The sequence below is a fragment of the Pseudomonas sp. PLMAX genome (assembly GCF_046042685.1).
GTDB lineage: Bacteria > Pseudomonadota > Gammaproteobacteria > Pseudomonadales > Pseudomonadaceae > Aquipseudomonas > Aquipseudomonas putida_AE.
This window is the reverse complement of sequence record NZ_CP064950.1, coordinates 165033-186526: the sequence shown is the minus strand read 5'-3', so window position 1 is coordinate 186526 and position 21494 is coordinate 165033. Positions and strand designations below refer to the sequence as shown.

At 50.7% G+C, this 21494-nt stretch carries 23 protein-coding genes; 12 read left to right on the top strand and 11 right to left on the bottom strand.

What is annotated here, in order from left to right:
• The first annotated feature begins 89 nt into the window (after window positions 1-89).
• The 5 genes from DKB71_RS33425 (at window position 90) to DKB71_RS33405 (ending at window position 4991) form a co-directional block, all read left to right on the top strand.
• Entirely contained in the window at window positions 90-608 is a 519-nt protein-coding gene (locus tag DKB71_RS33425; protein WP_408601982.1) for a DUF4262 domain-containing protein, read from the top strand.
• Between the two features lie 132 nt (window positions 609-740).
• The gene (locus DKB71_RS33420; protein ID WP_408601981.1) at window positions 741-1463 is read left to right on the top strand and encodes a hypothetical protein; all 723 of its coding nucleotides are present in this window, start codon (window positions 741-743) and stop codon (window positions 1461-1463) included.
• Window positions 1464-1507: 44 nt separating this feature from the next.
• Entirely contained in the window at window positions 1508-2569 is a 1062-nt protein-coding gene (locus tag DKB71_RS33415; protein ID WP_408601980.1) for a hypothetical protein, read from the top strand.
• 90 nt (window positions 2570-2659) lie between these two features.
• On the top strand, window positions 2660-3220 hold the full coding sequence (locus tag DKB71_RS33410) for a hypothetical protein (protein WP_408601979.1): 561 nt from the start codon (window positions 2660-2662) through the stop codon (window positions 3218-3220).
• Between the two features lie 262 nt (window positions 3221-3482).
• Window positions 3483-4991: a hypothetical protein gene (locus DKB71_RS33405; RefSeq protein ID WP_408601978.1), complete on the top strand. Its 1509-nt coding sequence runs from the start codon at window positions 3483-3485 to the stop codon at window positions 4989-4991.
• A gap of 79 nt (window positions 4992-5070) precedes the next feature.
• On the opposite strand, the gene DKB71_RS33400 is transcribed toward DKB71_RS33405, so the two are convergent.
• The gene (locus DKB71_RS33400; protein WP_408601977.1) at window positions 5071-5346 is read right to left on the bottom strand and encodes a hypothetical protein; all 276 of its coding nucleotides are present in this window, start codon (window positions 5344-5346) and stop codon (window positions 5071-5073) included.
• Window positions 5347-5537: 191 nt separating this feature from the next.
• Between DKB71_RS33400 and DKB71_RS33395 the strand changes: the two genes are divergently transcribed.
• Both DKB71_RS33395 and DKB71_RS33390 read left to right on the top strand, forming a co-directional pair.
• Window positions 5538-6569 (top strand): hypothetical protein, encoded by a 1032-nt coding sequence (locus tag DKB71_RS33395; protein WP_408601976.1) that lies wholly within the window; start codon window positions 5538-5540, stop codon window positions 6567-6569.
• Between the two features lie 193 nt (window positions 6570-6762).
• The gene (locus DKB71_RS33390) at window positions 6763-7383 is read left to right on the top strand and encodes a DUF6904 family protein (protein ID WP_408601975.1); all 621 of its coding nucleotides are present in this window, start codon (window positions 6763-6765) and stop codon (window positions 7381-7383) included.
• Window positions 7384-7922: 539 nt separating this feature from the next.
• Here DKB71_RS33390 and DKB71_RS33385 read toward each other — a convergent pair.
• Together DKB71_RS33385 and DKB71_RS33380 are read right to left on the bottom strand one after the other, a co-directional pair.
• On the bottom strand, window positions 7923-8474 hold the full coding sequence (locus tag DKB71_RS33385; RefSeq protein ID WP_408601974.1) for an RNA 2'-phosphotransferase: 552 nt from the start codon (window positions 8472-8474) through the stop codon (window positions 7923-7925).
• 49 nt (window positions 8475-8523) lie between these two features.
• Complete coding sequence (locus tag DKB71_RS33380; RefSeq protein WP_408601973.1) at window positions 8524-9705, bottom strand: ATP-binding protein; 1182 nt, start codon at window positions 9703-9705, stop codon at window positions 8524-8526.
• 300 nt (window positions 9706-10005) lie between these two features.
• On the opposite strand from DKB71_RS33380, the gene DKB71_RS33375 reads away from it, so the two are divergent.
• Together DKB71_RS33375 and DKB71_RS33370 are read left to right on the top strand one after the other, a co-directional pair.
• Window positions 10006-10290, top strand: a complete 285-nt coding sequence (locus DKB71_RS33375) for a hypothetical protein (RefSeq protein ID WP_408601972.1) — start codon at window positions 10006-10008, stop codon at window positions 10288-10290.
• 153 nt (window positions 10291-10443) lie between these two features.
• Window positions 10444-10758, top strand: coding sequence for a hypothetical protein (locus DKB71_RS33370; protein ID WP_408601971.1), 315 nt, complete (start codon window positions 10444-10446; stop codon window positions 10756-10758).
• Window positions 10759-10763: 5 nt separating this feature from the next.
• Here DKB71_RS33370 and DKB71_RS33365 read toward each other — a convergent pair whose 3' ends face one another.
• The 5 genes from DKB71_RS33365 to DKB71_RS33345 all read right to left on the bottom strand — a co-directional run bounded on the left by DKB71_RS33365 (window position 10764) and on the right by DKB71_RS33345 (window position 14067).
• Window positions 10764-11300, bottom strand: coding sequence for a hypothetical protein (locus DKB71_RS33365; protein ID WP_408601970.1), 537 nt, complete (start codon window positions 11298-11300; stop codon window positions 10764-10766).
• 155 nt (window positions 11301-11455) lie between these two features.
• Window positions 11456-11788, bottom strand: coding sequence for a hypothetical protein (locus tag DKB71_RS33360; protein WP_408601969.1), 333 nt, complete (start codon window positions 11786-11788; stop codon window positions 11456-11458).
• Window positions 11789-11927: 139 nt separating this feature from the next.
• The gene (locus tag DKB71_RS33355; RefSeq protein WP_408601968.1) at window positions 11928-13349 is read right to left on the bottom strand and encodes a tyrosinase family protein; all 1422 of its coding nucleotides are present in this window, start codon (window positions 13347-13349) and stop codon (window positions 11928-11930) included.
• 197 nt (window positions 13350-13546) lie between these two features.
• Entirely contained in the window at window positions 13547-13759 is a 213-nt protein-coding gene (locus DKB71_RS33350) for a hypothetical protein (RefSeq protein WP_408601967.1), read from the bottom strand.
• Window positions 13760-13779: 20 nt separating this feature from the next.
• Complete coding sequence (locus DKB71_RS33345) at window positions 13780-14067, bottom strand: hypothetical protein (protein WP_408601966.1); 288 nt, start codon at window positions 14065-14067, stop codon at window positions 13780-13782.
• A 171-nt stretch (window positions 14068-14238) separates the two neighbouring features.
• Here DKB71_RS33345 and DKB71_RS33340 point away from each other — a divergent pair, with 171 nt between their 5' ends.
• Both DKB71_RS33340 and DKB71_RS33335 read left to right on the top strand, forming a co-directional pair.
• The gene (locus tag DKB71_RS33340; protein WP_408601965.1) at window positions 14239-14874 is read left to right on the top strand and encodes a hypothetical protein; all 636 of its coding nucleotides are present in this window, start codon (window positions 14239-14241) and stop codon (window positions 14872-14874) included.
• A 208-nt stretch (window positions 14875-15082) separates the two neighbouring features.
• Window positions 15083-16864 (top strand): hypothetical protein, encoded by a 1782-nt coding sequence (locus DKB71_RS33335; RefSeq protein ID WP_408601964.1) that lies wholly within the window; start codon window positions 15083-15085, stop codon window positions 16862-16864.
• A 94-nt stretch (window positions 16865-16958) separates the two neighbouring features.
• On the opposite strand, the gene DKB71_RS33330 is transcribed toward DKB71_RS33335, so the two are convergent.
• Window positions 16959-17819 carry a DUF2726 domain-containing protein gene (locus DKB71_RS33330; RefSeq protein ID WP_408601963.1) on the bottom strand — a complete coding sequence of 287 codons (861 nt, stop codon included), beginning with the start codon at window positions 17817-17819 and terminating at the stop codon, window positions 16959-16961.
• A 145-nt stretch (window positions 17820-17964) separates the two neighbouring features.
• Between DKB71_RS33330 and DKB71_RS33325 the strand changes: the two genes are divergently transcribed.
• Entirely contained in the window at window positions 17965-18879 is a 915-nt protein-coding gene (locus DKB71_RS33325) for a helix-turn-helix domain-containing protein (protein WP_408601962.1), read from the top strand.
• A 296-nt stretch (window positions 18880-19175) separates the two neighbouring features.
• Here the strand turns inward: DKB71_RS33325 and DKB71_RS33320 are convergent, their stop codons facing one another.
• Both DKB71_RS33320 and orn read right to left on the bottom strand, forming a co-directional pair.
• Complete coding sequence (locus DKB71_RS33320) at window positions 19176-20609, bottom strand: ATPase, T2SS/T4P/T4SS family (RefSeq protein ID WP_408601961.1); 1434 nt, start codon at window positions 20607-20609, stop codon at window positions 19176-19178.
• 150 nt (window positions 20610-20759) lie between these two features.
• Window positions 20760-21392, bottom strand: coding sequence for an oligoribonuclease (orn, locus tag DKB71_RS33315; protein WP_408601960.1), 633 nt, complete (start codon window positions 21390-21392; stop codon window positions 20760-20762).
• Window positions 21393-21494 lie beyond the last annotated feature (102 nt).

Below are 21494 nucleotides of genomic sequence, written 5' to 3'. Positions count from 1 at the left end.
CTCCCTCAACCATTGGGGATCTGGCTTGTTTACCTACCTGTTGCTTGGTTGTTAACCTAACCCTAGGTTCAATAAACAATGAGTCAACCATGAGACCCAGTGACAGCGAGATTGCCCGGCGAATCAGAGCTATGGTTACGAGCAACATAGCCCGAGATGGGTTGCACATTCAGCATGTGTTTGGGTCTGAGAATTCCCCACCTTTCAGCTACACAATTGGGATGACCAATATTGGCGCACCGGAGCTCATTGTCTTCGGCCTTCCGCCTGAGGTCATCCATGGCGCCATCATGGAGTACTTCAACCAGCTGAGAATGTGCCACCGTCCGAAGGATGGGCGCATGATTAAAGATCTCTGGGATGTGACGATGCTCCTTGAGACCGTGGAGAACGACGAAGCAGCTCCTTACACAGTCCAGGCCGATGCCTACTTCGAAGACATGGGTAGGAAGCCGACCTATAAGCAGATGCTTTGGCCAGACCAAGGTGGCAAGTACCCGCATCAGTACGGGTACAACCGGGAGTACCGGGCTATCCAACGATACATTGCGAACCGCCATCCTAGGCTTGACGACGATTACGGTGCTGCTTACTTCTCGTTTCATTGATTCTGCAAGAAACGCCCTTCCATCACGATAGCTTGAGATCCCTGCCTGGCACAGGGTTGCCGGCTGGCTGGGCGGCTATAAAGCTGATGGCATGCTAACCTGATCTGAAATTTCAAGTTTTTGGGTGTCGGCATGCGAAATCAAGAATATTGGAATGCAGGTAAGGAGCAACGAGAGCAGGCTGCCATCTGCCGCTCGGTAGCTGATCGCCTTACGAAATTTTTGAAGCACCTTGGTTTTGACGCTATCTGCACGACAAACCAAAAGACCGATCACCCGTACATCCGCGTGGAAAATCCAGGTAAGGCCCCATTTGGGGTGCGGATAATTTTGCAGAAAACAAAAGGTTGGGTACATTTCGATGCGTCAGAGCGTGCCCAACATGAAGATATGGTTGGTCACCCTGTCTACTATGCATCCGGAGGCTTCGTTGAGAGCGAGGTTATTCTGGTCGAAGAGCCACTCTTAGAATTGATCAGAAATTCTTCCTGTTATGAAGTGACTGAAGCAAAAATCGGACTCATAAATCTGATTCCAATTGGTGGTACTGGGGGCTGGGACTCACCTGCCCCGGCACCCACGAAGGAAACTAATTCTCTAGTGCTAAGAGAGTTCGAATTCAATGGCGAGATAGTCAGAATCCACCTCGAACGTCTAGAGAGCCAATTCGTTGTTCGCGCTCGTAAAGAGAACAAAGATACCCTCAACGGTTTTGAGTCACGTGTTGATTCGTTGGGATTAACATCCCTGGTGCAGGCTGCCGAGCTTCCAGCTATACAGCGCATGTCGTCTTTCGTACTGAACCAGATAAAGGCCGGTGACTGGGAGTCATTCTGCGAAGTTGCAGACATGTAAAGGAATCGGGTTCGAACAGAAGGTACGCCAAGAGGACGTCAACGATGCACTGCACAGCGATCTCAATCGATGAAGTGATGCTCTGGGTAGACGCCCTATCTGCCACGACTGGCTTGCTACCATCACACAGCTTGGACATCTACGCAGAACTGTGTCGCTTCCCCTCGGCGGCTGAGCTGATCAAAGAGATTGCAGAGAGAGAGTCGATTTTTCTGAGGTTCGACGACCTAGAGAACGTTTCTCTGATGCATTCCTACGCCCAATCCTTCATGGTCATGCAGGACGTCCAGCTTAAAGCCAGGGATCAGGGGGCGTATGAGGAGCGGATTGCACACTACCAGAAGGTTCTGACGCATCGGGGTTTTGACGAACCCTTCATAGCTGAATTCCTTGATAACCTCAGCCCCACTGGTGACCGAATCCCTGAAGAGTTCGAGATGCAGCGCCGCCGTTCTTTCAATAAGCGGTTCAACGACAAGCCGTTTTACCCTCGAAGGAAGATTAAGACGAATGTCCCATCGCCATTCGAGGTCATGGCCGAGATGTATCATGAGTTTCGCTCAGGGATGCCGGTAAGCGCAGCCGGCTGGTTGGCTGTCATCAAGCACCTGGGTTTCAGCATCTGCAAAGATTCGATTAGCAAGGGCTGGAAATTTGGTGAGCCAAGCTTCCAGATCGATCACGCTGCCGACCCCATACCAGTCTTCATTGTCAGCGAGATGAATTTCCCCTTCCTGGACAACCCCGCCATCCTTCAAGCAGAAGAAGTCGTAGGTGAGTATTTATCATCAAGACAAATCCGTCGCGGAATCCTTTTTATCGGCCCGCCTATGCGATTGGGCGATGAAGAGACCGAAAAATGCGTCGTGCATTGGGGGAGGGTTTACAGCGACGAGAAATGGTTGCCTCTAATCCTCCATGCAGGATCTACGTCGATTGAGGAGATCGTCTCAGACGGCGCCTTCATTGCAGGTGGCGTTGATGGGCTCAACATCGAGCACCTTAAAGATGGGGATGATGGCCTGGTCAAAGTCTTTGCGGATAATCACATTGATCCAACCATCGACCTACTCACCAGAGACAGCTCAAGTAAAAGCGTTCATTAACCGATAGGGGGTGGCTTTCAATACCCACTGGGTTGTACACCGCCAAGCTCCCCTCTCGCTGCGAATTTCACCTACCTATGGAGCCCAATCATGGATCTCGCCGAAGCAATGCGTAAGAAGCTCGAAGCCTCGCTCGCAGGCTCTGATTGGACGTTATGGCAAGCAGCACCAGATCCAAGCTCCGTGCGATTCTGGCTTTACTCTATGAGCCTGGTGCGCGGCCCGAGAATCGGCTGTCAGCTAACATCAGAGGCTTACCGTGACATGAGCAATGGCACTGGGGTCTTTAAGGAAATTGATGACGCAGGGATACCTGGGAATCAGCTGCTAGCCTCGGTTGTTGGGCAGTTCGACGCAGAAAAAGATGTTCTAAAGCGCCGGGAGTTGGGTGACTACTTCGCAACAGCCCTGGCTGCTTACGCCAGGATCACGAAAACCTGGAGTCTCATTCCTCCTTTGTCATCAATCCCAGGGGTGCATTTCATCGCAGTGGATTGGGTAACACCTGCTGGCCGGGTCATCATTAGGCCTATGGCGTTCTTCGACGATGGCATCCCAGATACTTCGGTGTTTATCGAGGGTGCGCACCGTCAGCTTGAAATGCACCTGGCCAACTACCCTAATGAATGGCCCGTAGAGTTTGATTCCTGAGCCCCCAGTCGATCTCCATACCCTACGTCTCCGCCTCGCGGCGCATCACAAATCTAAGCCTCGCAAGGATTGGTGAGCCAGGTTCACTTCCCAGAAAACTGCTGCTATGATTTCGCGTAGGTTAAGTCTCATACCAGCGGTCGGCCTGCTGAAGCCCTTGTGCACGAGACGTTCCATTCGAGATCTCACACCATCACCTACTCATATCCTTCACAGGCATGAGAGGGAGCCGACACCTCTTTTGATGCCGCTAGAGAATGATATGAAAGCCATTGTTACCAAAGCTGATATAGAAGCTCACAAGCCAGCGAAAATTGCGAAGCTAATCAAGAAGTTTCTCAACCCTGAAGGCAAGAAAAGTCATACGCAGCTCCTTGATATTGTGTCCAGATCCCTTGGCTACAGCGGCATCTCAGAAATGAATGAGACTTCCACAAGGTATAGCGGCCCAAATCTAATGGAGTTTAGTAACACAGTTTTTTTGATCGATGTTGTAATGACTCCAACCCTATTAGATGTGAAGCGAAACCTTCTCAAAATCATTGAATCCGACCTGTCAGATGCGTCCGATTTTGATCGATGCTTCGAAGTTTTGAATTATGAAAGACTTGATATCTATAGTGAGCGTAGATATGTTTTGAGATTTGACGAAACAACTATAACTAGACTGTACGAATACTACCTATATGTTTCACTAAACTGTAAAAGCGAACAGGATATTGAGCTTTCAGACAATAACGAGCCTTCGCATCGAGATGATTTTTCTAGATTGTTACGAAATTGCGACTCTGACGTGTCTTATGAGTTGATGCAATATACGGTCTCTGAACTATTGGAGGCAGATATTGTCCAGACATCTAAAGATGCCACTGAAAGAACAGGGGCATATAAAGATCTTGTGTTCAAATACACCCATAATGCATTAGTTAAATCAACCATACTACAGGATTCTTGGTCATCTGGGTTACTTCCCGCGATTTCTGAAGAAGACTACCGAAAAATCAGTGATATTCTGCTAGAAATGTTTATCGCTGATTTTGGCTCAAGTGAAGCAAGAGAGCTATTTCTTTTTCATAAGAACCGCAACGGTTTTTTTGTTGATAAATTTAACTTCAGTCAAGCAAGAGGCTGGAAAGAGAAGGAAGGATCGGTCTACGATGATAACGAGATAATTTTCTCGACCATGCCAATGGTCGATGAGTTTAATAGTAGTCAGCTTTGCGGAACATTTTGGATGGCTCAGTTGAAAAACCAGAAAGGAGCAGTTCTAGCCTACGCTTCTGGTGGTATTTATGAGTTCTCTATAGAGCAAACACTAGATGGTAATTTTCAATTCCCTTATATAGAAGACTCTGGCTTCACCAGGGAATTTCAGCTAGTCGAGCGCATCAAATATGACGACATTCCAATGCCAAAGGAATTAGAGACTGATGGGCTTAGTGATCGTGAGATTGATGATCTATTCAAAGATGGAAGATGGCCAGACTCTGATGTGATTATTACTATTTCATCGTGGAATAAGTCAAACTCAGCAACCACTGGAATCTCAGGGCCTTTTCTCGTCAAATGCTTGGATCAACTCAAGAAAGAATATGGGGATGTAACGGTTTTTGCTTACGCCGCTCCGATGCAATACCCAGACTGGTTGCCAGAAACCGATATTGACGATATTACATATAGCAAACATTACGATGTTGGGCGAGTTGAAGATCTGATATATGACACACTCCAGGACACTGACAAGCTCATAGTTGTTATCCCCAATATTTGAAAAAAAGTAATAATTGCAACTGACATTAATCGCTCTGAGCCCAGCTGATCACTGGGCTCATCCAACGCACTAGGGTGAATCAAGCAACATCCTGTCGTTCCTTTTCAATCTGACGCCACAGCTCCTGCTCGATGAACTCAGCATATTTTTCCGCCAGCGCAGCGCATGCATTGCGACCCGCGTCGATGGCCACCCCTTCCTCATCGCAGATCTGGCCAGAAATCACCTGAAACTCCATCTCCCTGTATCCGTATGCATCCCAGTCGCTTGTATCGATACCCGGTGTTGGCGGCACGTCCTCTAAGTAGGTCACCTCGCACTGCAGCACGAACTCATCGAGTCTCACCTCATACACGATCTCGCCTCCGGCACGCCGCTAGAAATGGCGTGCACAGCTCTCATAGGGTTCGACTATGGGAGTGAACAAAAGTGGCGTTAGCGTGCTGAGCGGTGCCTTCCTGGAGGTTGAGCGAAGCGCCGGCGTCCTCAGCATCTGGAACCGACCTGCACTCCACAGGTATCGTTAAAGAAAAGTAAGGATCCTCCGTGAAAGCTTTCAAACCAGATCTGTCCATCAGCGAAGAAATCCAGGCCGTAGTCGACTTCATTTCTGAGCAATGGGAACCCATTGAGAACCTTCACGCGGCTGTCAGCTCTATCCAGAAGGCTGCATTCCATGATGGCAGAGCTACCTTCGATGCACTGGAGGTTGGCACCTTTATCTCGGACATCCAGCGCAGGCGGTCGAGCTTGCTTGAGTCCTTGCACGAAGACCCAGTCGAGAAGGACTATGCGCCTATGTACGATGCCTTGATCCAGGCATTGAGCAATATCTCAACCGAGCTCAACAACTATGCTCAAGCTGGGATGAACGTCGACCAGAAATGGGACTTCACCAGGCAGGTAACTACCGCGCAGATTGCTGCTGGTCGTATTGCTCCCGGCCTGACTAATGCCATCCCGCGTGGATTTGAGGCTTACAAGGCAAAATACCCAGACTGCGATGGTGTCGATGACTACAGGCCTGAAGACGCCAAGGCCCTGTTCAAAGGATCGGATATCGAAACTCACAGAACCGCAGCGTTCGTGGATCAACTTTCCCTGCACAACCTGCAGTGGGTTGACGACCGCCATGGCAGGAAGCCGCAGTACATGCTGATCAGCGCCACCTACGCACACTTTTCGATGATTCAGGACAAAATCACTACCCATCAGCTAAAGGCGAGCATCGACAAGCTGGTGGATTGGGATTTGCCGATTCTCACCTTCGACAGCCCGGATTTCGATTCCAAGGGCAACGTGATGCTTGGTCTTCTCTTGAAGCATGTTAGAGAGTCCTACACACGTGAAGAGTTTGAAACCTCTGTAAAATCGCGAATCGAATTCGATGCCAAGCCTAAGGCTGAGCAGGAGGCCATTCGGGCAGCAAACCGCGAGAGCATGATGCAAGACACGACCGATATGATTAAGGGTCTTGATGACGTCATTGCCGATGGTCGTAAAGCTGCAGCGAAAGCGGTTCGCGAGGTATTTGCAAGCAAACCATCACTCGATGCAGCCTCCCCTTCACCGATGTAACGCTACCTATGGTCATGGATGACCATGCTGCACTTCGATATTCCATGCCAATGATGGGATTGAGGAAACGAAGCTCGCACGCACCGTCGCCAGTTGAATCCATTAGGCTCCTCGTCGGAGGGGCTTTCTTTGGTGACATTAGAGACTAAGCTAAAGAAATCTTCCTAAGAGTGCTGACCAGAGGAGCGACTCCATGCTGTTTGATAAGAGAAAGTCAAACGCGGGCATCGTGCTTTGGGGTGATATTTATGAGCTCAAGGCCCTCTATCAGTTTATCTTTGACGTTCAAGAGAAAAGTCACTTAATCGCTAATACAGACCTTAGCCCACTCTACAGCCTTCTCTATGAGATCCGGCATGCATATGATCGTGGAAGGCGAAAATCAACTAGGGACTGGTTTGGAGAAGACGAGACACCGATCTATGGGTTCGACTGGTTTTGGACGGATATGATTTGGCAGGCTGGCTTGATCAGGGCAGCTATGGCTCACATGCCATTGAATCGAAATCATCAGGCTATTATGTATTCTCTGGAGGACATCGTTGCTTCATCGATTGAGGTGTTGCTTCCGGGTACAAGTAATTCGTTTCTTGAAGCTGGGTTAAGAATCGGGGCGTCTGGGCCGTCTAGCATGTACAAACGTGGTGGTAGCCGCACGCATTATTTCCTTGAGCTGACACCAGCTAAACGCAAAGCCCAACTATGGATGCTAGTCAACTCTCTGGATCCCGTCTGGGCGCATTTGAACAGAGACAATATGCCAGACTTTGAGAAGTACGAGAATTTCGACTTCTATCCTGATTTCAAGTGGTGAGCTATCAGTGCCGCAGACGAGCGCAGCGTGCCGGCTATGGTAAGTTTCACCGACAGGAAGTACACCTCAAGGTCATGCGCCATAAGCATCGCAGTCAACCATCTAAATAGCGGCATGGCGTGCAAAGACGGCTTCAACTTTACAGTTCATATACCGCTGTTAACGACTGGTGGTTGCCTACCCAACAGGGTCAGCCGAAACTTAGCTTCCTGAACTGGTCTTTGAATCGGATGAGTGATCAGCGATTTTTCTGCTCACTGGCATTAGATGCGACCGGATCCCCTTCCCGATGTAACAAGCTATCTATGGTCATGGATGACCAAATTCAGCTGAGTAGGCGCTAAGTTTTTGCGTTCGCCAAAAACCCTGCCTCAATCTGCCCATGACCAGATCGTGTTGGGGGCTTGGATATCCGTCATCAGTGATTTCACCACCGGCATCGTGGTGAACCTGTAGATGGCGCATCCAGGCTTCGGTTGATGCCCGAGTCGGCGGGAATCGCCCCCTGCCTAAACGTGGTGGCCAGCTGCTCAGACTTTTCATTTGGGCTCCATCAGAAATTCGCATGGAACAGCGTCGGTTAGCCACACGCCATTATCGGCTTGGTAGAACTTGATGCCCGCGCTGTACATCGCATCAGCCTTCAATTCTAGGATCACCGGGGAACCATAGCGCTTACCGACCGATTCAGCTGTCTCACGCGATTCTGAAAGGTGCACATGGTGACGTGCGCCAGGTAGCAATCCCTGCGCCAGGATGGACTTCATGAAGCGTGTCGCTGTGCCGTGGTAAAGCACAGCTGGCGGCTTTTTCTCGACATGTTGAAGGTTAACTGTGGGCGCTGAATGCCCCTGTACAGCTCGGATCCTCAAGCCGTCATCGGAAATGGAGAATCGCTTCTTTTCATTCCCATCAACAACCGCCAGCAGAAGGTCGCTGTCAACTTCTCGGCCCTGCTGTCTTGCGCCGTTCTGTAAGTCGCCAATTGATGCCCAGCCTTCACTATCGAGTTCCAGGCCTATGGATTCTGGTGAGTGACGCAAGACGAAACTGAGGAATTTACTCGTCTCAGTGATGTGCTTTGAATTCACTTTCAGGTGCTCCGTGATTTAAGTTTGAGCGCTGCAGGCGATGACCATGTCATTCAGTCTCACCCTTCTCAGCTACCGCATTACCAAAGACAGAGAGCCGCTGCGACTCACGCCAGATCGCCCCCACGAACGGATCTGAGACGGTGTACGCCCCATGTCCTTTGCGCATGATCAGGTTGTCAGCCATCAAGGCATTCACCACGGGCTGGATCTCATCGACCTTGACCTCTCTGCCAACGAACTCCGAGTATTCCTTAGCTGCATCTGATGAGAAGACCATCTTCACGGGCTCTTCGGATGCTGCGATCTTGGCGAAGATAGCCACAGCCACCTGCCCGAGGCTTTCCACCTTAAGGATCTCGTTGTCAGCAGCCGAAGAGCGCAGAGTACCGGCAATGATTGGCAGGACGACATCGGGATCGCTGCCTTGACGAATCATCTGGTTGAGCGCCTTGATCATTTCCTCCGGACGATGGCCAAGGGTTGCAAACGCATTGTTTGCTACGGCCATGGACGGCAACCTATCGGACGCAATCTGCTCAGAAACCCTGTCGATCAGGAATTGCACGTAGTCGCTCCCAAGGAGCGGATAGTTTGCCGAGGTGGCGCCGGCGAACGCTTGATTGCGCTTTGTGGTCAGCTCGCTCAGCTGGGCCCGATGCGACCCGGTGCCGATGAACAGGAAGTGCCCTGGTGTCGTAGGCCTTGGGTTGATCGCATCCCTTGCAGCTTTAAGCGCGAGCAGCAGGTTTTGCCCCTCATCAGTAGTCATCGCCTGCTGAACCTCATCCACGATCAGCACGAGATTCGTTTTGGCCAGGTCGACCACCTCTGTCAGAACTTGCGCGAGGGTCGTACCGCCTGGCTTTCCGATCTCCTGGAGCTTGAACCCGAATTTGAAGCCAAAACCACCAAGGTCTAGGCCGTTGATGCGCTTCAAGGTAGCAAGGGCATTGGACGATGGCTCCTGTAGCTCTGTGAGCTTCTTCAGAAGTGCCTTATGCAGCAGCTCCGTTGGACTGGTGAGGGTGTCACTCCAAAGGTCGACATAGACCACCAGGGCGCCCTTCTCTTCCAGAGCAGGAATAAGGTCAGCCAGGATGAAGGTAGTCTTCCCCGTGCGCCGTAAGCCGGAGAGGAAAAGGCCTGATCGTAGCCCTTCGTCCAGGACTCCTGGGTTAAGGAGCTGTTGGGCCATCTGCTCTGCAAGCTGCGGTCGATTGAAGATCATCCGTTTTATCCAGAATTATGAATCAGGAATAATTATAGCTGAGCCATAATTTAGCATAAAGACAGCAATCCAGGTGTGTTGCATGAATCTGAAGACCATGGGGAATGTGTGACACAGATTGCGGAAAATCGTAGGCTAAGCCTCCTTTACGTTTCAGGGTTTCAACCCAACACCCGATTTCCCAACTCGCGAATCGGGCTTGGTTTGCAATTTGGAGACCTGACGTGCTTGCCGCACCTTCCACCCCACGCTGGGCCGAGAAACGCAGCCGATAAAAACACGCTAAATGGATATAACAGGATGAAAATTGAATTTTTGGTGGCTGACGATGAAGAAAAAGACATGCTTGCTGAGCTTGGTCATCGGCTGTCCAGCGAGACAGTGACATACAAGCGAGGCGAGACTTCTTGGCAATGGCAAATGCTTCCGAAATGGAGCTATGACGCCTTAAAACCTGCCCCTTGGCTATTCAGTTTTGAGTTCTCGGCAGAGGCAGTTCGTGCACTTCAGCTGCTTGGCGATTCTCGACTGGAATCCGTGAAATATTTGGCAACCAAGGCTCAGCAGTCCACAACAATGCACTGACAGCTCGGTGGTGCGATGAACCGTCTGCTGAGTGCTAGGTCTATGCCAACACGGGTGGGCATGATCGCTGATCTTATCCGGAAGCATTAAATTGGACTCTTGCTACAGATCTCCTACGCTTACTGGGTCTCTGTCGAAAGCAAGAGGATCACAATGGACAAGGCAGAACTGAGTAAGCTGCTGGAAGACAAAGTCCAGGAGAAGCTCCAGGATGGTTACACGATCACAACCTACGCGATGGATGCAGCCAGTCGTGATCGACTGAAACGTGGTCTCAAGCCTCAAGCCAATCCTACCCTCCATGACGATAGCGCCGGTGCTGAGTGGGAGGAATACCTGATGCAGCTTGAAGTCGGCGGGTATGCTCCGGACTCCCGAAGATCCATCATGCCTGAGCCCAAAACAGCAGAAGCTGTTCATACAGACCAGGCCTGCTCAAGTGGATTATGGCGAGTCAGACGCCACTAAGCCGATCACACTCTGATTGCCCAGTCATCCTTGCATCCGCCCCTGCCGACACCAGGCTGTCCGGGTAAATGCTCTGGTGCGAACTGGAAGCCAACGATCAGTTCACCATACGCATGGCTAAGGATTGGCAAGTGATCGATTGCCATCCCTGGGATATAACCTGATCCGACACCGCTGTCCCTTGGGGTCTCCTTAACCAGAGAGCAATGAGGTGTTCCAATCACGCACACGGTTCTCGCCAGATCCCAGAGCAAATGGCCTCCCATGGTCAGTATGTATCGGTCATTCCACCGCTCGCTGTCGGTAAAGCGAATACCGTAATGATCACCGCCTTGGTCTTCAGCAGTGTTGACAACGCCAACCTTGATCCAGTAATCGCCCCGCTCCTTGTAGAACTCTCTACCCACTGGCATCCGAGGTAAGCCAAGCCGCTGTAAGTCCTCTTCGGCGGTCTTCGCTTTGAAGGCAACCACAGCAAAACGGTCGTCTCTTTGCCAGAAGGTTTCCTGCACCAGGGATGCAGTGAGTACTGGATCGTTCAATGGGGTCATCCTTTAGCGAATTGACGTCTGGGGTGTTCGGTTGGATTTTGCCAGACAACCGTAAAGCGCACACCTACGCGATCCAGGTTGTTATGAATGCGTGTCGCAGATCTGCGGGGGGATTCGAGAGGGTATTACTGGGAGACGCGAAGGGCCTACTTCGGGGCGGTGGTGTTCCGAATGGCTTCGACCTTGATTTCGTTCACAAGCGTGTTCGCTTGATCATCAAGCTGCTTGGTCTTGTAAATCGGCTTGATCTTTAAGTCATAGCCCTTGACCAGGTCTGTCTTATCAAGCGGCACCATAAACGACCCACTGCCGTCATGAGTCTTGAAATGCTTCTGGATCATTTTTGCTTCGACGGCTTTGCCGGTGGGGCTTGTCTCGATCTGCAGCCCATTCACTGAGTCAGGAAACTGCTGAACGTCGATGACTAGGACGGGAGTGCAATCCTCCAGGCAATCCATCTCCGCTTTAGTGGCAGCCACATGGGTTTCCACCCCTGCCTTCGGGACGACTACAGAGGTGTCCTTCGAGTCTGTAGGCTCACTGCATGCCCCAGTGATGCTGAACGCTATCAGGAATGGGGCAGCGGCAAACGTTCGGTAAAGCGTTGAGCGCGACATGTCAGAGGCCTACGAAGGTCACCCTTTTAGGTTTGACATCATCGAGAACCGAGGGTTCCTTCGCATTCTTGCGCCCAATTGGCACGAAAGAGACCTTGATGTCACCGGTGCCATTGTAAAGACCACTTTTCTTCAGCTTCGCGAAGGTGGACGTGCAATCGAATATGAAATTGACCCCATCTCCGCCATGATCCCCGTGCCCTACCCCGAAAAAGTTGATCGTCGCGACGAAGGATGGACTGCCAATCGGAGTGTTCGGCGACGGCTTATCGCAATTGATGAACACCCGCAGTCTCGTCTCTGTGTTCTTGACAGTGATGCCTTCAATTTTCATAAGGATCACGGAGTCAATTGGCTTTTCCTCCGCAGCAAGCAGAGGAGCTGTGGCTTTGGAGATCGAATTCTTGATTGGTGTGTCGATGGCCAGCTGCATGCTTCCTGCGATTCCCAGGTCACCCACATCAGAGCTGAACGCAACTAGCTGCCTTCCAGCAAGGCCCTTCGTGGTGAATGAAAGAGGCTCCATTGGCCGTTTGGTACTGGTGGATACTACGGTTTCCAGAACATCGTATTCAGCGTTGAACTTGGCGAAGTCCTCCGTAGTGGAGGTCACATGCGTTACAACCTTTCCATCAGCGTCAAAAAACTCGGTTAGCTTGTGATCCTTCCACAGTTTGTCACCGATGCTTCGGTGTTGGTGGAGTTCGCTCCAGCTCCGCCAGAGCCGGTCGACATTTGCATGGTGAAGCCAAAAAATCGGATCCCTGGGTGAAAGAAATGAACCCATCTCACCACCCACGAATACATGGATTCCGTTATGCGGGGTTGATTCAAGCTCCCCCTGGGACGCTGGTTCGCGCTGGTCATCAGTTCTTGTGGCACCGCTATACAGCAGTACATCAACGTTGTTATTCATGATTCTGTTGATGAGCGTCCGCCCCGTCACATCACCTTCCACCTCATCGTTTGGGCTTATTTCCCTATTGGGCTGAAACAAGCTTGTCCGCTCATCCCAGAATGCTGCTGGCACCGACCTATCTTTTGTCCAATTCCAATAGGGTAATCTGAAGCTCGGATCACTCAGAACCTTCTGGCAAATTGACTCAAAGTGAAACAGATAAGCTCTATGCCATGGGAGGAACCACCAGTTTCCATGTGGGCAATGGTTCTGATGTATTTGCGCCTGGCTTTCCCAGCTCAGTGGGTCATTAGGTTCGCGATCTTTCATCAAGCGTACAGCACGTTCATAAGCAGCTACCTGATCCAACCCAGCAACGTTCGCGGTAACGTCTCTGCGAACATTTTTTGAGGCTGTCGCTGCATTTGCTGATTGGTTCCCACTTAGGAGTAAGGCTCCATCAGTCATACCCAGCGCGACAATAGCAGTAGATGCTTGAATGAATTGCCGACGCTTGATATCCATGGCGACCTCACCTGTATTCGTTTAAGTGCCTGACATATGTTGTCGTAGGCTAGCTCAGGCCTGTAAATCCGCAAGAGCCCCGAAATTCGGTGCGTTCGGCCCTATCCTCTAATCACGAACACGCTCGAAAGCAGAGTTAGAAATTGTTGTTTCAGCCGTGAATCAACGAGAGTCGTTTTTTCGCGTAGCGCCTACTTTTACATTTTGTGAGTATCCGTAACGCCAAGAAGACTCTTAAGGTGCTCCGGGTATTCGGCAATCAGTCGCTGCACACCGGCATCACCAGGAGTTTTATCAAGCTCGGCGCCGAGCCAGGTAACGAAGGCCGGTCTCCCGAGCGGATAAGCCCCGTGTTCGCTCTGCAGCACATCAAGCAGGTAAAGGATGTTTACGGTGCAGTTGTTTCTCATTAGGCCTCCGGCATAAGTCTTCAGTCATCATCTAGGTTGTCACCATGCCTGAGTCGTGCCGCACGCCGTCGCTCGATCTGCCAGAGCCATGGGTCATAATCGTCTGGTAGCTCAGAGAGCTGGGCGCTGATCTCCACTTGCACTGCCTCATCACGCAATAGCTCGGACGTGAGCGCACGGAACTCGCCGAAGGTCATCCCTTCCACGAAGCGGTGCTCACGCGCATAGCGGTCGGTCATCCCCACACGCATATGGCCGTACTCGGCGACATCGGCTGGGTAAATGTCTTCCAGGCTTAGGTGGGCCATAGAAGCTCCTTGTGGTTGAATTTAAGGGGTGTTTCCTTAACCGCAGTTTAAGCCGTTCTTAACACGTCTTGGGTATCTAGACACTACCCGCGCTTATGAGATCATGCGTTACAGTAGACTAAGGGCAAATAATGCCATTTGGATTGAGGTACGGTAATGATGGCAGGCCACTTGGACGAGCACCGCTGGGATTCGCTCTGGATCGCTTTGGGAGCAAAGGCTCCACAAGGCAGCTTTGATGAGCTTGTCAGCCTCTACACAGAGCCACACCGACGCTACCACAACGTCAGCCACATCCTTGCGGCTCTGAATCACTTCGACTCCCTGAAGGGCCTTGCAAGGCGTCCTGAGCTCGTTGAGTTTTCGCTATGGCTGCACGATGCCGTCTACGACCCTAGGGCAACCGACAACGAAGCCCAAAGCGCTGACCTTGCCGAGCGCTACCTGGTGGCAGTTGGACTTGGCCATCTTATCGCCGAGGTTAGAAGGTTGATCATGGCCACAGCGCATACCTCCCCCTCTGAGGCAGATGATGCAGGCCTGGTCGTGGATATCGATCTATCCGTGCTGGCGCTACATCCAGCCGGCTACGCCGAATACACGAGGGCTGTGCGGCAAGAATACCAATGGGTGCCGGATGTGTTGTTTCAGGCCGGGCGGAGCAAGTTACTGCAATCGTTTCTGGCGATGCCTCAGCTTTACTCACACCCAACCAACATTGCCGCCTGGGAAGATACGGCCCGTAAGAACATCAAGTCAGAGCTGCGTAGCCTAACGCCCGCCTCATGCGTGGATGTTGCTCCTTGAGGCTCATAGTGGTGCGACTTAAAATTTTCGATTCCGTGTTTAGGCACAATCCTGTTAACCTTCCCGAACGGTCATTCTCGCCCGTGCGGTCGGTTCGCGAAGCTTTAGTGGAGAGCGTTAATCTGGAAACACCTCCAAATCTACCCAACGTCATGCCTTAGGCACTGGCGGGCAGCCGACACCGCGAACACCGCCTTAGGAGACTGTCATGCCGAAAACACCCTTATTCGCCTCCGATTTCACTGATGGAAAGTTCTCGAGCCTATCCAAGTTCATTTCGAAGAATTGGCCAGATGGAAAGCTGAAGCTATCAAATGCTCAAGAGCTCCTTTCGAGATTCCTTGGGTATGACGATTTCCATGATGCACAAAAAAGCGCATCAAATCCCGACTCTGACCAGACGTCAAAGACCGAAGCAAAGGCTGCCATTCTAGAGAGACTCAAAAAGGAACGACTTCTAGCAGATTCGATTTGCGAAGATTTTTTTAAGTCATGGCCTTTAGCGTACCTTGGTTTTTTTAACGAAAGTGCGCGCAAATTCGAGCTAAGTGAAACTGTGGGTAACACTATCTCAGCAGAGTTCTTGAAATGCTGGCATTACGAGCTAGACAGAAAAAGGAGGATGCACTCTTCCAACTGCCAAAGCTTCCGTGACTTGGCAACCACGATTCTGATGCCACTAAGCGACAAGCAACAAGAAATGATCAATGAGCCGTTGCTCGATTTGTTTCTAGTTGGGAACGGCAATGCACTTGAAAATCTTGATAGCAGATTCCAGGAAATCCATGCAAGGAAAACGGCGGAAGCAATCGAAGGTGCGTTCGAAAGGGGCGTCTATGATGAAATCACTGAGTTTTTAAGGAAGTCAGGAATCTCCAGGAATGAAATGAGAGAAGCCTGTCTTGAAGGTGAGTTATTCAAACAAATCAATCAGTGGAATTTCAATGCATCGCTGGAAGCCAGACTACTTAAACCAGCCATAAATGTATTTCTCGCACCGGCTGCAGATCGGCTAATTACTCTTGGAGATATGAATTGGCCTGTCGCTGAGAACCAGGATTCTTACCGAAAAGAATTGGAAGACAGCATCAACAGAATCAACAGTGACCTTGCTGCGTTCACACTGGAAGCATTCAAAAAATCCGCTTCTGACTTCGAGGATTTGGAGGATGCAAGCCCTGATGAACTTGCAGACATATACAAATCCCAGCTTGAGTATATGCAGGCAGAGGCCAACGACTCACTTTCTGAACTTCGCTACGAGCTTAAAGAGTCCAGCAAAATAGGCCAGTGCACCGCGACCACGAAAATTATGGATGTAGAAGTCCAATTTCAAATGACGCAGGTCGATACTGAGGGCGTTGATATACTCGATGCGTACAATTGGTACTGCCAAGGTATATCAGATACCGGAGAAGTAAAGGTTTTGATTTGCGGATCAACCTATAATACAGATGAGGATCCTTTTCTGAGTGGCAGAGACCTCATTTTTACAGCTGATTTCCAAACAGATTTGGATGTTAACCTTGCCAAGCAGCTTTTGGTAAGCCTGTGCAAAGAAGAAAGCGGTAAGGACGATGCCAGCGTCAGAGAAATTAACTCATACGAACTGTCAGAGATTTTTGAGTATGGCCCATTGGTTGTGCTCCAGCATATGCAGAGAACGAATCAAAAAGAGCTGAAAGGATTGGGCTTCGAAGCCCTGTCATTTGCAATCAAAACAATGTCTGAATACTTCAGTACCCAGCCAGTTTACCTGGCTGTGGATTTGCGCCCATCTCAATTTTATTACAGGAATCAGGAACCAAAGGCAATTCTAGAAATGAAAAAGACTGCGGTCAAAAAACTCGAGTCTGCTTTTTATGATTTCTGTAATGCCGATAACAGCCCGATTTTCGGGTTTAGTTTGCTGGAGCCTAAAGAGCTCTTACGAAACAAAGATCTCCTTATGATGGTCGGCACTCACCTAGTTAATGGATTGGGTCATTAATCTGTACGCGTTTAAAATTAGCCGATAAACCCTACTTCCGCCTCGATAATAATAGTTATTGAGGCGGGGTAATCATCTTGTTGATCGTAATTACCTAGCTGCCACTTGAAGCCATTACATCCAGCACCAACCGCTCGAACTCCTGGATGGTTACTGCTTTCTGCCCGAACCCCCTGATCCTTATGAGCTTGACGTTCGCGGCCTTGAAAATCGAGTCCTTCATGGCGTCATTCTCTTTGGCGCGAGTGCTGTCGTGGTACACGCTATCGAGCTCAAAAAAGAACTTCGGGGTGTAGCTGTCTCGGGCATCAAAAACCACGCTGTCGACGACCGCCCGGAAGAAGTAGTCGCGCTCCCTGGGCGTCAGGTCGTCTTTGAATGCATCGATGTCCAGCACGCTGCTGAGGGCCACGTTTGGATACGGGTTGTAGGTAGGAAACACGCGGCGTACGGCCTCGAAAAAGTTCTCTTCCTGCTGGGACTTGAAGAGCTTCACGATCTTCGGTGCGGACGCATGCACCTGGGAGGCTTTAACGCTGACATCACCGCGCCGGGCATTGGCGATCTGCTCAGGTTGAGAGGACTGCTTATCCTTGATGATCTGTTGAGCCAAGGGCCGATGTTGGTTGGAAATCGCGAAGCTCAGCAGCGAGCTCATGTTCAGTTCCTGCATGACCTTAAGCTTTTCGTCGACGAAGCGATCCAGGAAGCCTCTGGAAAAGCCATGCTTGCCGAGCTCGATCATAAGCGCGATGGTTTCAAATTTCTGGTACCGCACCTTGCTTGCGTACCCAGCGCTGTCAGCAAAAAAGTCGCTTTCAAAAAACTGGATGGCCTGCTGAGTAACAGGATCGTTCTTGAGCTCCTTGGCATGCGTAACGAGGGTGTTCGACAAACCCTCCCAATCACGCTTTGCGAGCATGTGATACATGGATTCTCTGTCGAATGCGGCCACTACGCTGTCCCCTTCCATGAATGTGCGCGGAATGTCCACGCTGGTGGCTGATAATACCACTGTCAGGACGTACAGTGCCTGCGGCTACATCGAGGCCTTCAGCCGACAAAAAAGCCCTGAAGGACGGGTTTCTACCGAAATTTGAATGCATTACCAAAAAAGGTATAATTCTTTTTTTGATGCACATAGGTCGACTTTGCTGAAATCATATAAAGCAACCGATAGATCAAGAGCCGTAGTCTTTAAAGAGCTGATTGGCGGAATAAGCGCGCCTGTTCTCTCGGATGAGTTTGGTTTGAGTTCTATTGGGGTTTCCAGGTATATCAATGGCGAAGTACCAATTACAAAAGGAGTTGGAAGGAAATTAGCTCAAAAGCTAAACGTTCCGTTCAACTACTTTGAGGAAGTTGAACCTGGTAGTAAAAACCCTTTTAACAGTAAGCATTACAAGGCAAAGCCGACAAAGCATGAAGCAAAAATCCAAGAAGAGTCTAGAACCTTAGTTCTCAAGGAACTGCTGTCAGGAATTGAGATTCAACAGCTAGAGGAGACGTTTGGCTTCACATCGTCTAGGTTGCATAACTACATCAATTTATCCGAACCGTTCTCCGTAGGCACGGGAAGAAGGCTGGCCCTGTGGTTGGAGCTTCCCTATAATTTTTTCGAAATAATAACAATTGATAGCGACAAACTGATCACATATAAATCACAACTACAAAATCTTGTACATAAAATACCGGCGAAGGATAACCAAGACGGTAAAACCTTGCCAACCGTAGCGAGCTTACCTAATGAAGGTTCGTCATCAAGTCAGACCTTAGTTTCCTTAAATGCGCTACCACACGCTATTGGATCTAGGCTACAAGAAGAACGCTTGCGCCTGAAGCTATCAAAAGCTTCGATTGCAAATTCGTTGTCGATTGCTCCTGAAACTCAAACGAAATATGAGTCAGGAAAGCTGCCAATTCCTGCAAGCTATCTCAGCCTCGCTTTAACCATTCTTGGCTTCGACATAATTTACATCCTGACCTCTACGCGTGATTCCGAAAAGCCACGTTGAAACTCCGCCATTTTCGGTGAATTCTCACGTCTATTAGAGAAAGCCCGCATTTGACTGCGGGCTTCTTTGTTCGTCACAGGTGTTTGCGCCTCTCTTAATCAGTACTCGCCTGGGCCCAAGACGCGATAGGAAAGCTCTTTTTGACCTCAACCGCTGGTTCTTTGCCAGACTAGAGGTGCCAGGGTTGGCTACCAGACTTGGCATGTCAAAAGCTACGCGTGCAAGGCCAATACCACCGGCTGCGACTGACGGGCGCTAGCGCTTTTGCTGGCGCCCTCTTCACTCATGGCCTTAGATCAGTCTTGTGCCGAAGCCGGCTGGGTGCAGAACGGGCCCATCAGGAACTCCACATCCCGCAAATCAACCACACCTTTAAGGGCTTTATCTACCGCATGTTCGATGGCTACCTGGCCACCCTGTGCACGGTAGTGCTCAAGCGCTTCGTCATCCTTGCCTTCGAGAAAGCATTGGCGCATGACGTCGTCAGGCGAGATGACCTCAGCTGCCAGGGTAAAACCCACAGTGCCACGGACGCAGCTCGCGCAAGCTTTCTCATTGCGAAACCGCAGGCTGTCGATCAGATGAGGTTCGACACGGCGCTGGATACGGTCGATCAACTGCACGCTATGTCCGTCTACGGCCTCTTCCTTGAACTCATCCAACCCTATTGCGCAATGCGGGCAAAGCTGCGGAAGTTTGACCTGGAAAACCAGAGCAGACAGGAAGTCACGATTGGCCAGGTCGTCAGGACTGACACCCAAGAAACGGAGCCTGGTAGCAGCTTTGATGGCGCTAGCGGCATGCGTACTCGTTGCGACCAAATGGCCAGAACTCACGAGAGAAGTCGCGAGCTCTGTGCTTTCCTGATCCCTGACCTCCCCAGTCATAACGAACTGTGGGTCGGAGCGCATGGCGAGCCGCACTACTTCCCGAAACTTTTCAGATAGGTCGCGTGGAGGCATCGCGGAGCCGGCAAGAAAGTGCTCTGCCACTTCACCGACGTTTTCAGGCGGGTTAGCCACCCTGTATTTCTGTACGGCCTCAGCACACAATGCGGCAATCGTACTCGACGGATCGGAAGATGACGTTCCTGCAACAACGATCAACCCTTGTGGCTTATCCATGGCCTGGCGAATCGTCTCCATCTGAGATGGCGAATACCCAAGGCCTGACAATGTGCTTGGAGCAATTTGGCGTATCGTCTTCAATGCCAGACGGGAGACCGACTGGTCTTCCAGCTTGGCCAGCTCAACGATAGGCTGCCATTTATGCGACAAGCACTCATCGAGATTCAGCTTTACAGCCTCGTCTTTGCTTGCTCGGAAGGCGTAGCGCACATCGATGTGCCAATGCTCTGGCTCGTTCTTCTTTTCGCTGGCCGGAATACGATGAATGTCGATGTCGAAGATCCCGGCGAAAAGGAGCTTGAGCAGGTACAACCCCACCTCCTCGCCAACCTCTCTCAAACATGCTTGCAGGGCTGTTTCATCTTGGTCGACGTGCCCACCAGGAGGACAGAACTTGTCGTACTTGGCGTGCTCGATTAGCAGCGCGTGAGTGCCTTCCTCATTGATGATCCATGCCGAGGCAGTGACGTGCGCCCGCGAGGCGCCGCGTGCGAAGATATCCTCGCCGAGGGAAATCAGGTCTTTAAGAACCACCGAATTCTCGGTGGCCGGGTTCTTCTCCAAATAGGCAGACAGCTCATTGCGCATTGCGGCTTGGATCATGGTTCGTCCCCTGGTAAATGACGCGGAATTCTACCATTCGGGCCCTGCAAGGCCTACGAATAAATGCCATGAATTGACACCCCCACCACCCTGATTACCCTTGCGCAGGAATTGGGTAAACCGGATCGCCTGGAGTAGACAACGATCTATTTATGGGGCAAAACCAGGGCCGTCGTCGCGTTCGCGGATAGCACGTTCCTTGGCTTTCCTGATCTGGAGGAGCTTTTCCAGCTGTGGCCTGAACAGATCCATGTAGACCTGGGCCTCGGCAACGGACTCTTTGATGTCATCCATAGCGCGATGGGTCTTTGCTTTAACCGGCTCAAACTCTGGAGAAATTAGTTTGATGAAATTCTTCACGGCTGAGATGTCGCCGTTCTGGTAGTGCAGATGATCGCTGAGCCTTGGCATTTTGGTTTCAATGTAGGCCCGATCAAGGTAGACGCTGTTCCCCCAAAGGGCGCTGTGCCTCACCCCGATATCATGCTTCTTGAAGAACGCCAGGATGGCATCCTCGGCCTGCTCATAGGTCAAGGACGATGCAGCACATTCATCCCACAGCCCGTTTTCAGTGTGCATCTTGAGCACGTAATCGTCGGCCCAGTACTGAGCCTCTCTCTTGTCATGGCCGATGACCAGATTGAGCTCGTCGACGTACTTGAGGTCTTTGGTCGTGATCAGTACGGCAATCTCAAGCAGCTTGTGCTTGTAGATACCCCTCGTATTGAGGTCGGTAAACCCTGTGGATTCGAGGTCGATCCAGCTCAACTTTTGATCTTTCATGGTGATCCTACGATATCGGGAGCTCATGCAGCCTTACCGCCCTGCTCCCATGATGACTACCTCAAGGATACCAACATCCTCCGCCCAGAAGCCACGCTACCT

What these genes read in the sequence shown, in the direction of transcription:
- DKB71_RS33425 (WP_408601982.1), top strand. Translation starts at nt 90, where the DNA reads ATGAGACCCAGTGACAGCGAGATTGCCCGGCGAATCAGAGCTATGGTT.
- DKB71_RS33420 (WP_408601981.1), top strand. Translation starts at nt 741, where the DNA reads ATGCGAAATCAAGAATATTGGAATGCAGGTAAGGAGCAACGAGAGCAG.
- DKB71_RS33415 (WP_408601980.1), top strand. Translation starts at nt 1,508, where the DNA reads ATGCACTGCACAGCGATCTCAATCGATGAAGTGATGCTCTGGGTAGAC.
- DKB71_RS33410 (WP_408601979.1), top strand. Translation starts at nt 2,660, where the DNA reads ATGGATCTCGCCGAAGCAATGCGTAAGAAGCTCGAAGCCTCGCTCGCA.
- DKB71_RS33405 (WP_408601978.1), top strand. Translation starts at nt 3,483, where the DNA reads ATGAAAGCCATTGTTACCAAAGCTGATATAGAAGCTCACAAGCCAGCG.
- DKB71_RS33390 (WP_408601975.1), top strand. Translation starts at nt 6,763, where the DNA reads ATGCTGTTTGATAAGAGAAAGTCAAACGCGGGCATCGTGCTTTGGGGT.
- DKB71_RS33380 (WP_408601973.1), bottom strand. Translation starts at nt 9,705, where the DNA reads ATGATCTTCAATCGACCGCAGCTTGCAGAGCAGATGGCCCAACAGCTC.
- DKB71_RS33375 (WP_408601972.1), top strand. Translation starts at nt 10,006, where the DNA reads ATGAAAATTGAATTTTTGGTGGCTGACGATGAAGAAAAAGACATGCTT.
- DKB71_RS33370 (WP_408601971.1), top strand. Translation starts at nt 10,444, where the DNA reads ATGGACAAGGCAGAACTGAGTAAGCTGCTGGAAGACAAAGTCCAGGAG.
- DKB71_RS33355 (WP_408601968.1), bottom strand. Translation starts at nt 13,349, where the DNA reads ATGGATATCAAGCGTCGGCAATTCATTCAAGCATCTACTGCTATTGTC.
- DKB71_RS33350 (WP_408601967.1), bottom strand. Translation starts at nt 13,759, where the DNA reads ATGAGAAACAACTGCACCGTAAACATCCTTTACCTGCTTGATGTGCTG.
- DKB71_RS33345 (WP_408601966.1), bottom strand. Translation starts at nt 14,067, where the DNA reads ATGGCCCACCTAAGCCTGGAAGACATTTACCCAGCCGATGTCGCCGAG.
- DKB71_RS33335 (WP_408601964.1), top strand. Translation starts at nt 15,083, where the DNA reads ATGCCGAAAACACCCTTATTCGCCTCCGATTTCACTGATGGAAAGTTC.
- DKB71_RS33325 (WP_408601962.1), top strand. Translation starts at nt 17,965, where the DNA reads ATGCATTACCAAAAAAGGTATAATTCTTTTTTTGATGCACATAGGTCG.
- DKB71_RS33320 (WP_408601961.1), bottom strand. Translation starts at nt 20,609, where the DNA reads ATGATCCAAGCCGCAATGCGCAATGAGCTGTCTGCCTATTTGGAGAAG.
- orn (WP_408601960.1), bottom strand. Translation starts at nt 21,392, where the DNA reads ATGAAAGATCAAAAGTTGAGCTGGATCGACCTCGAATCCACAGGGTTT.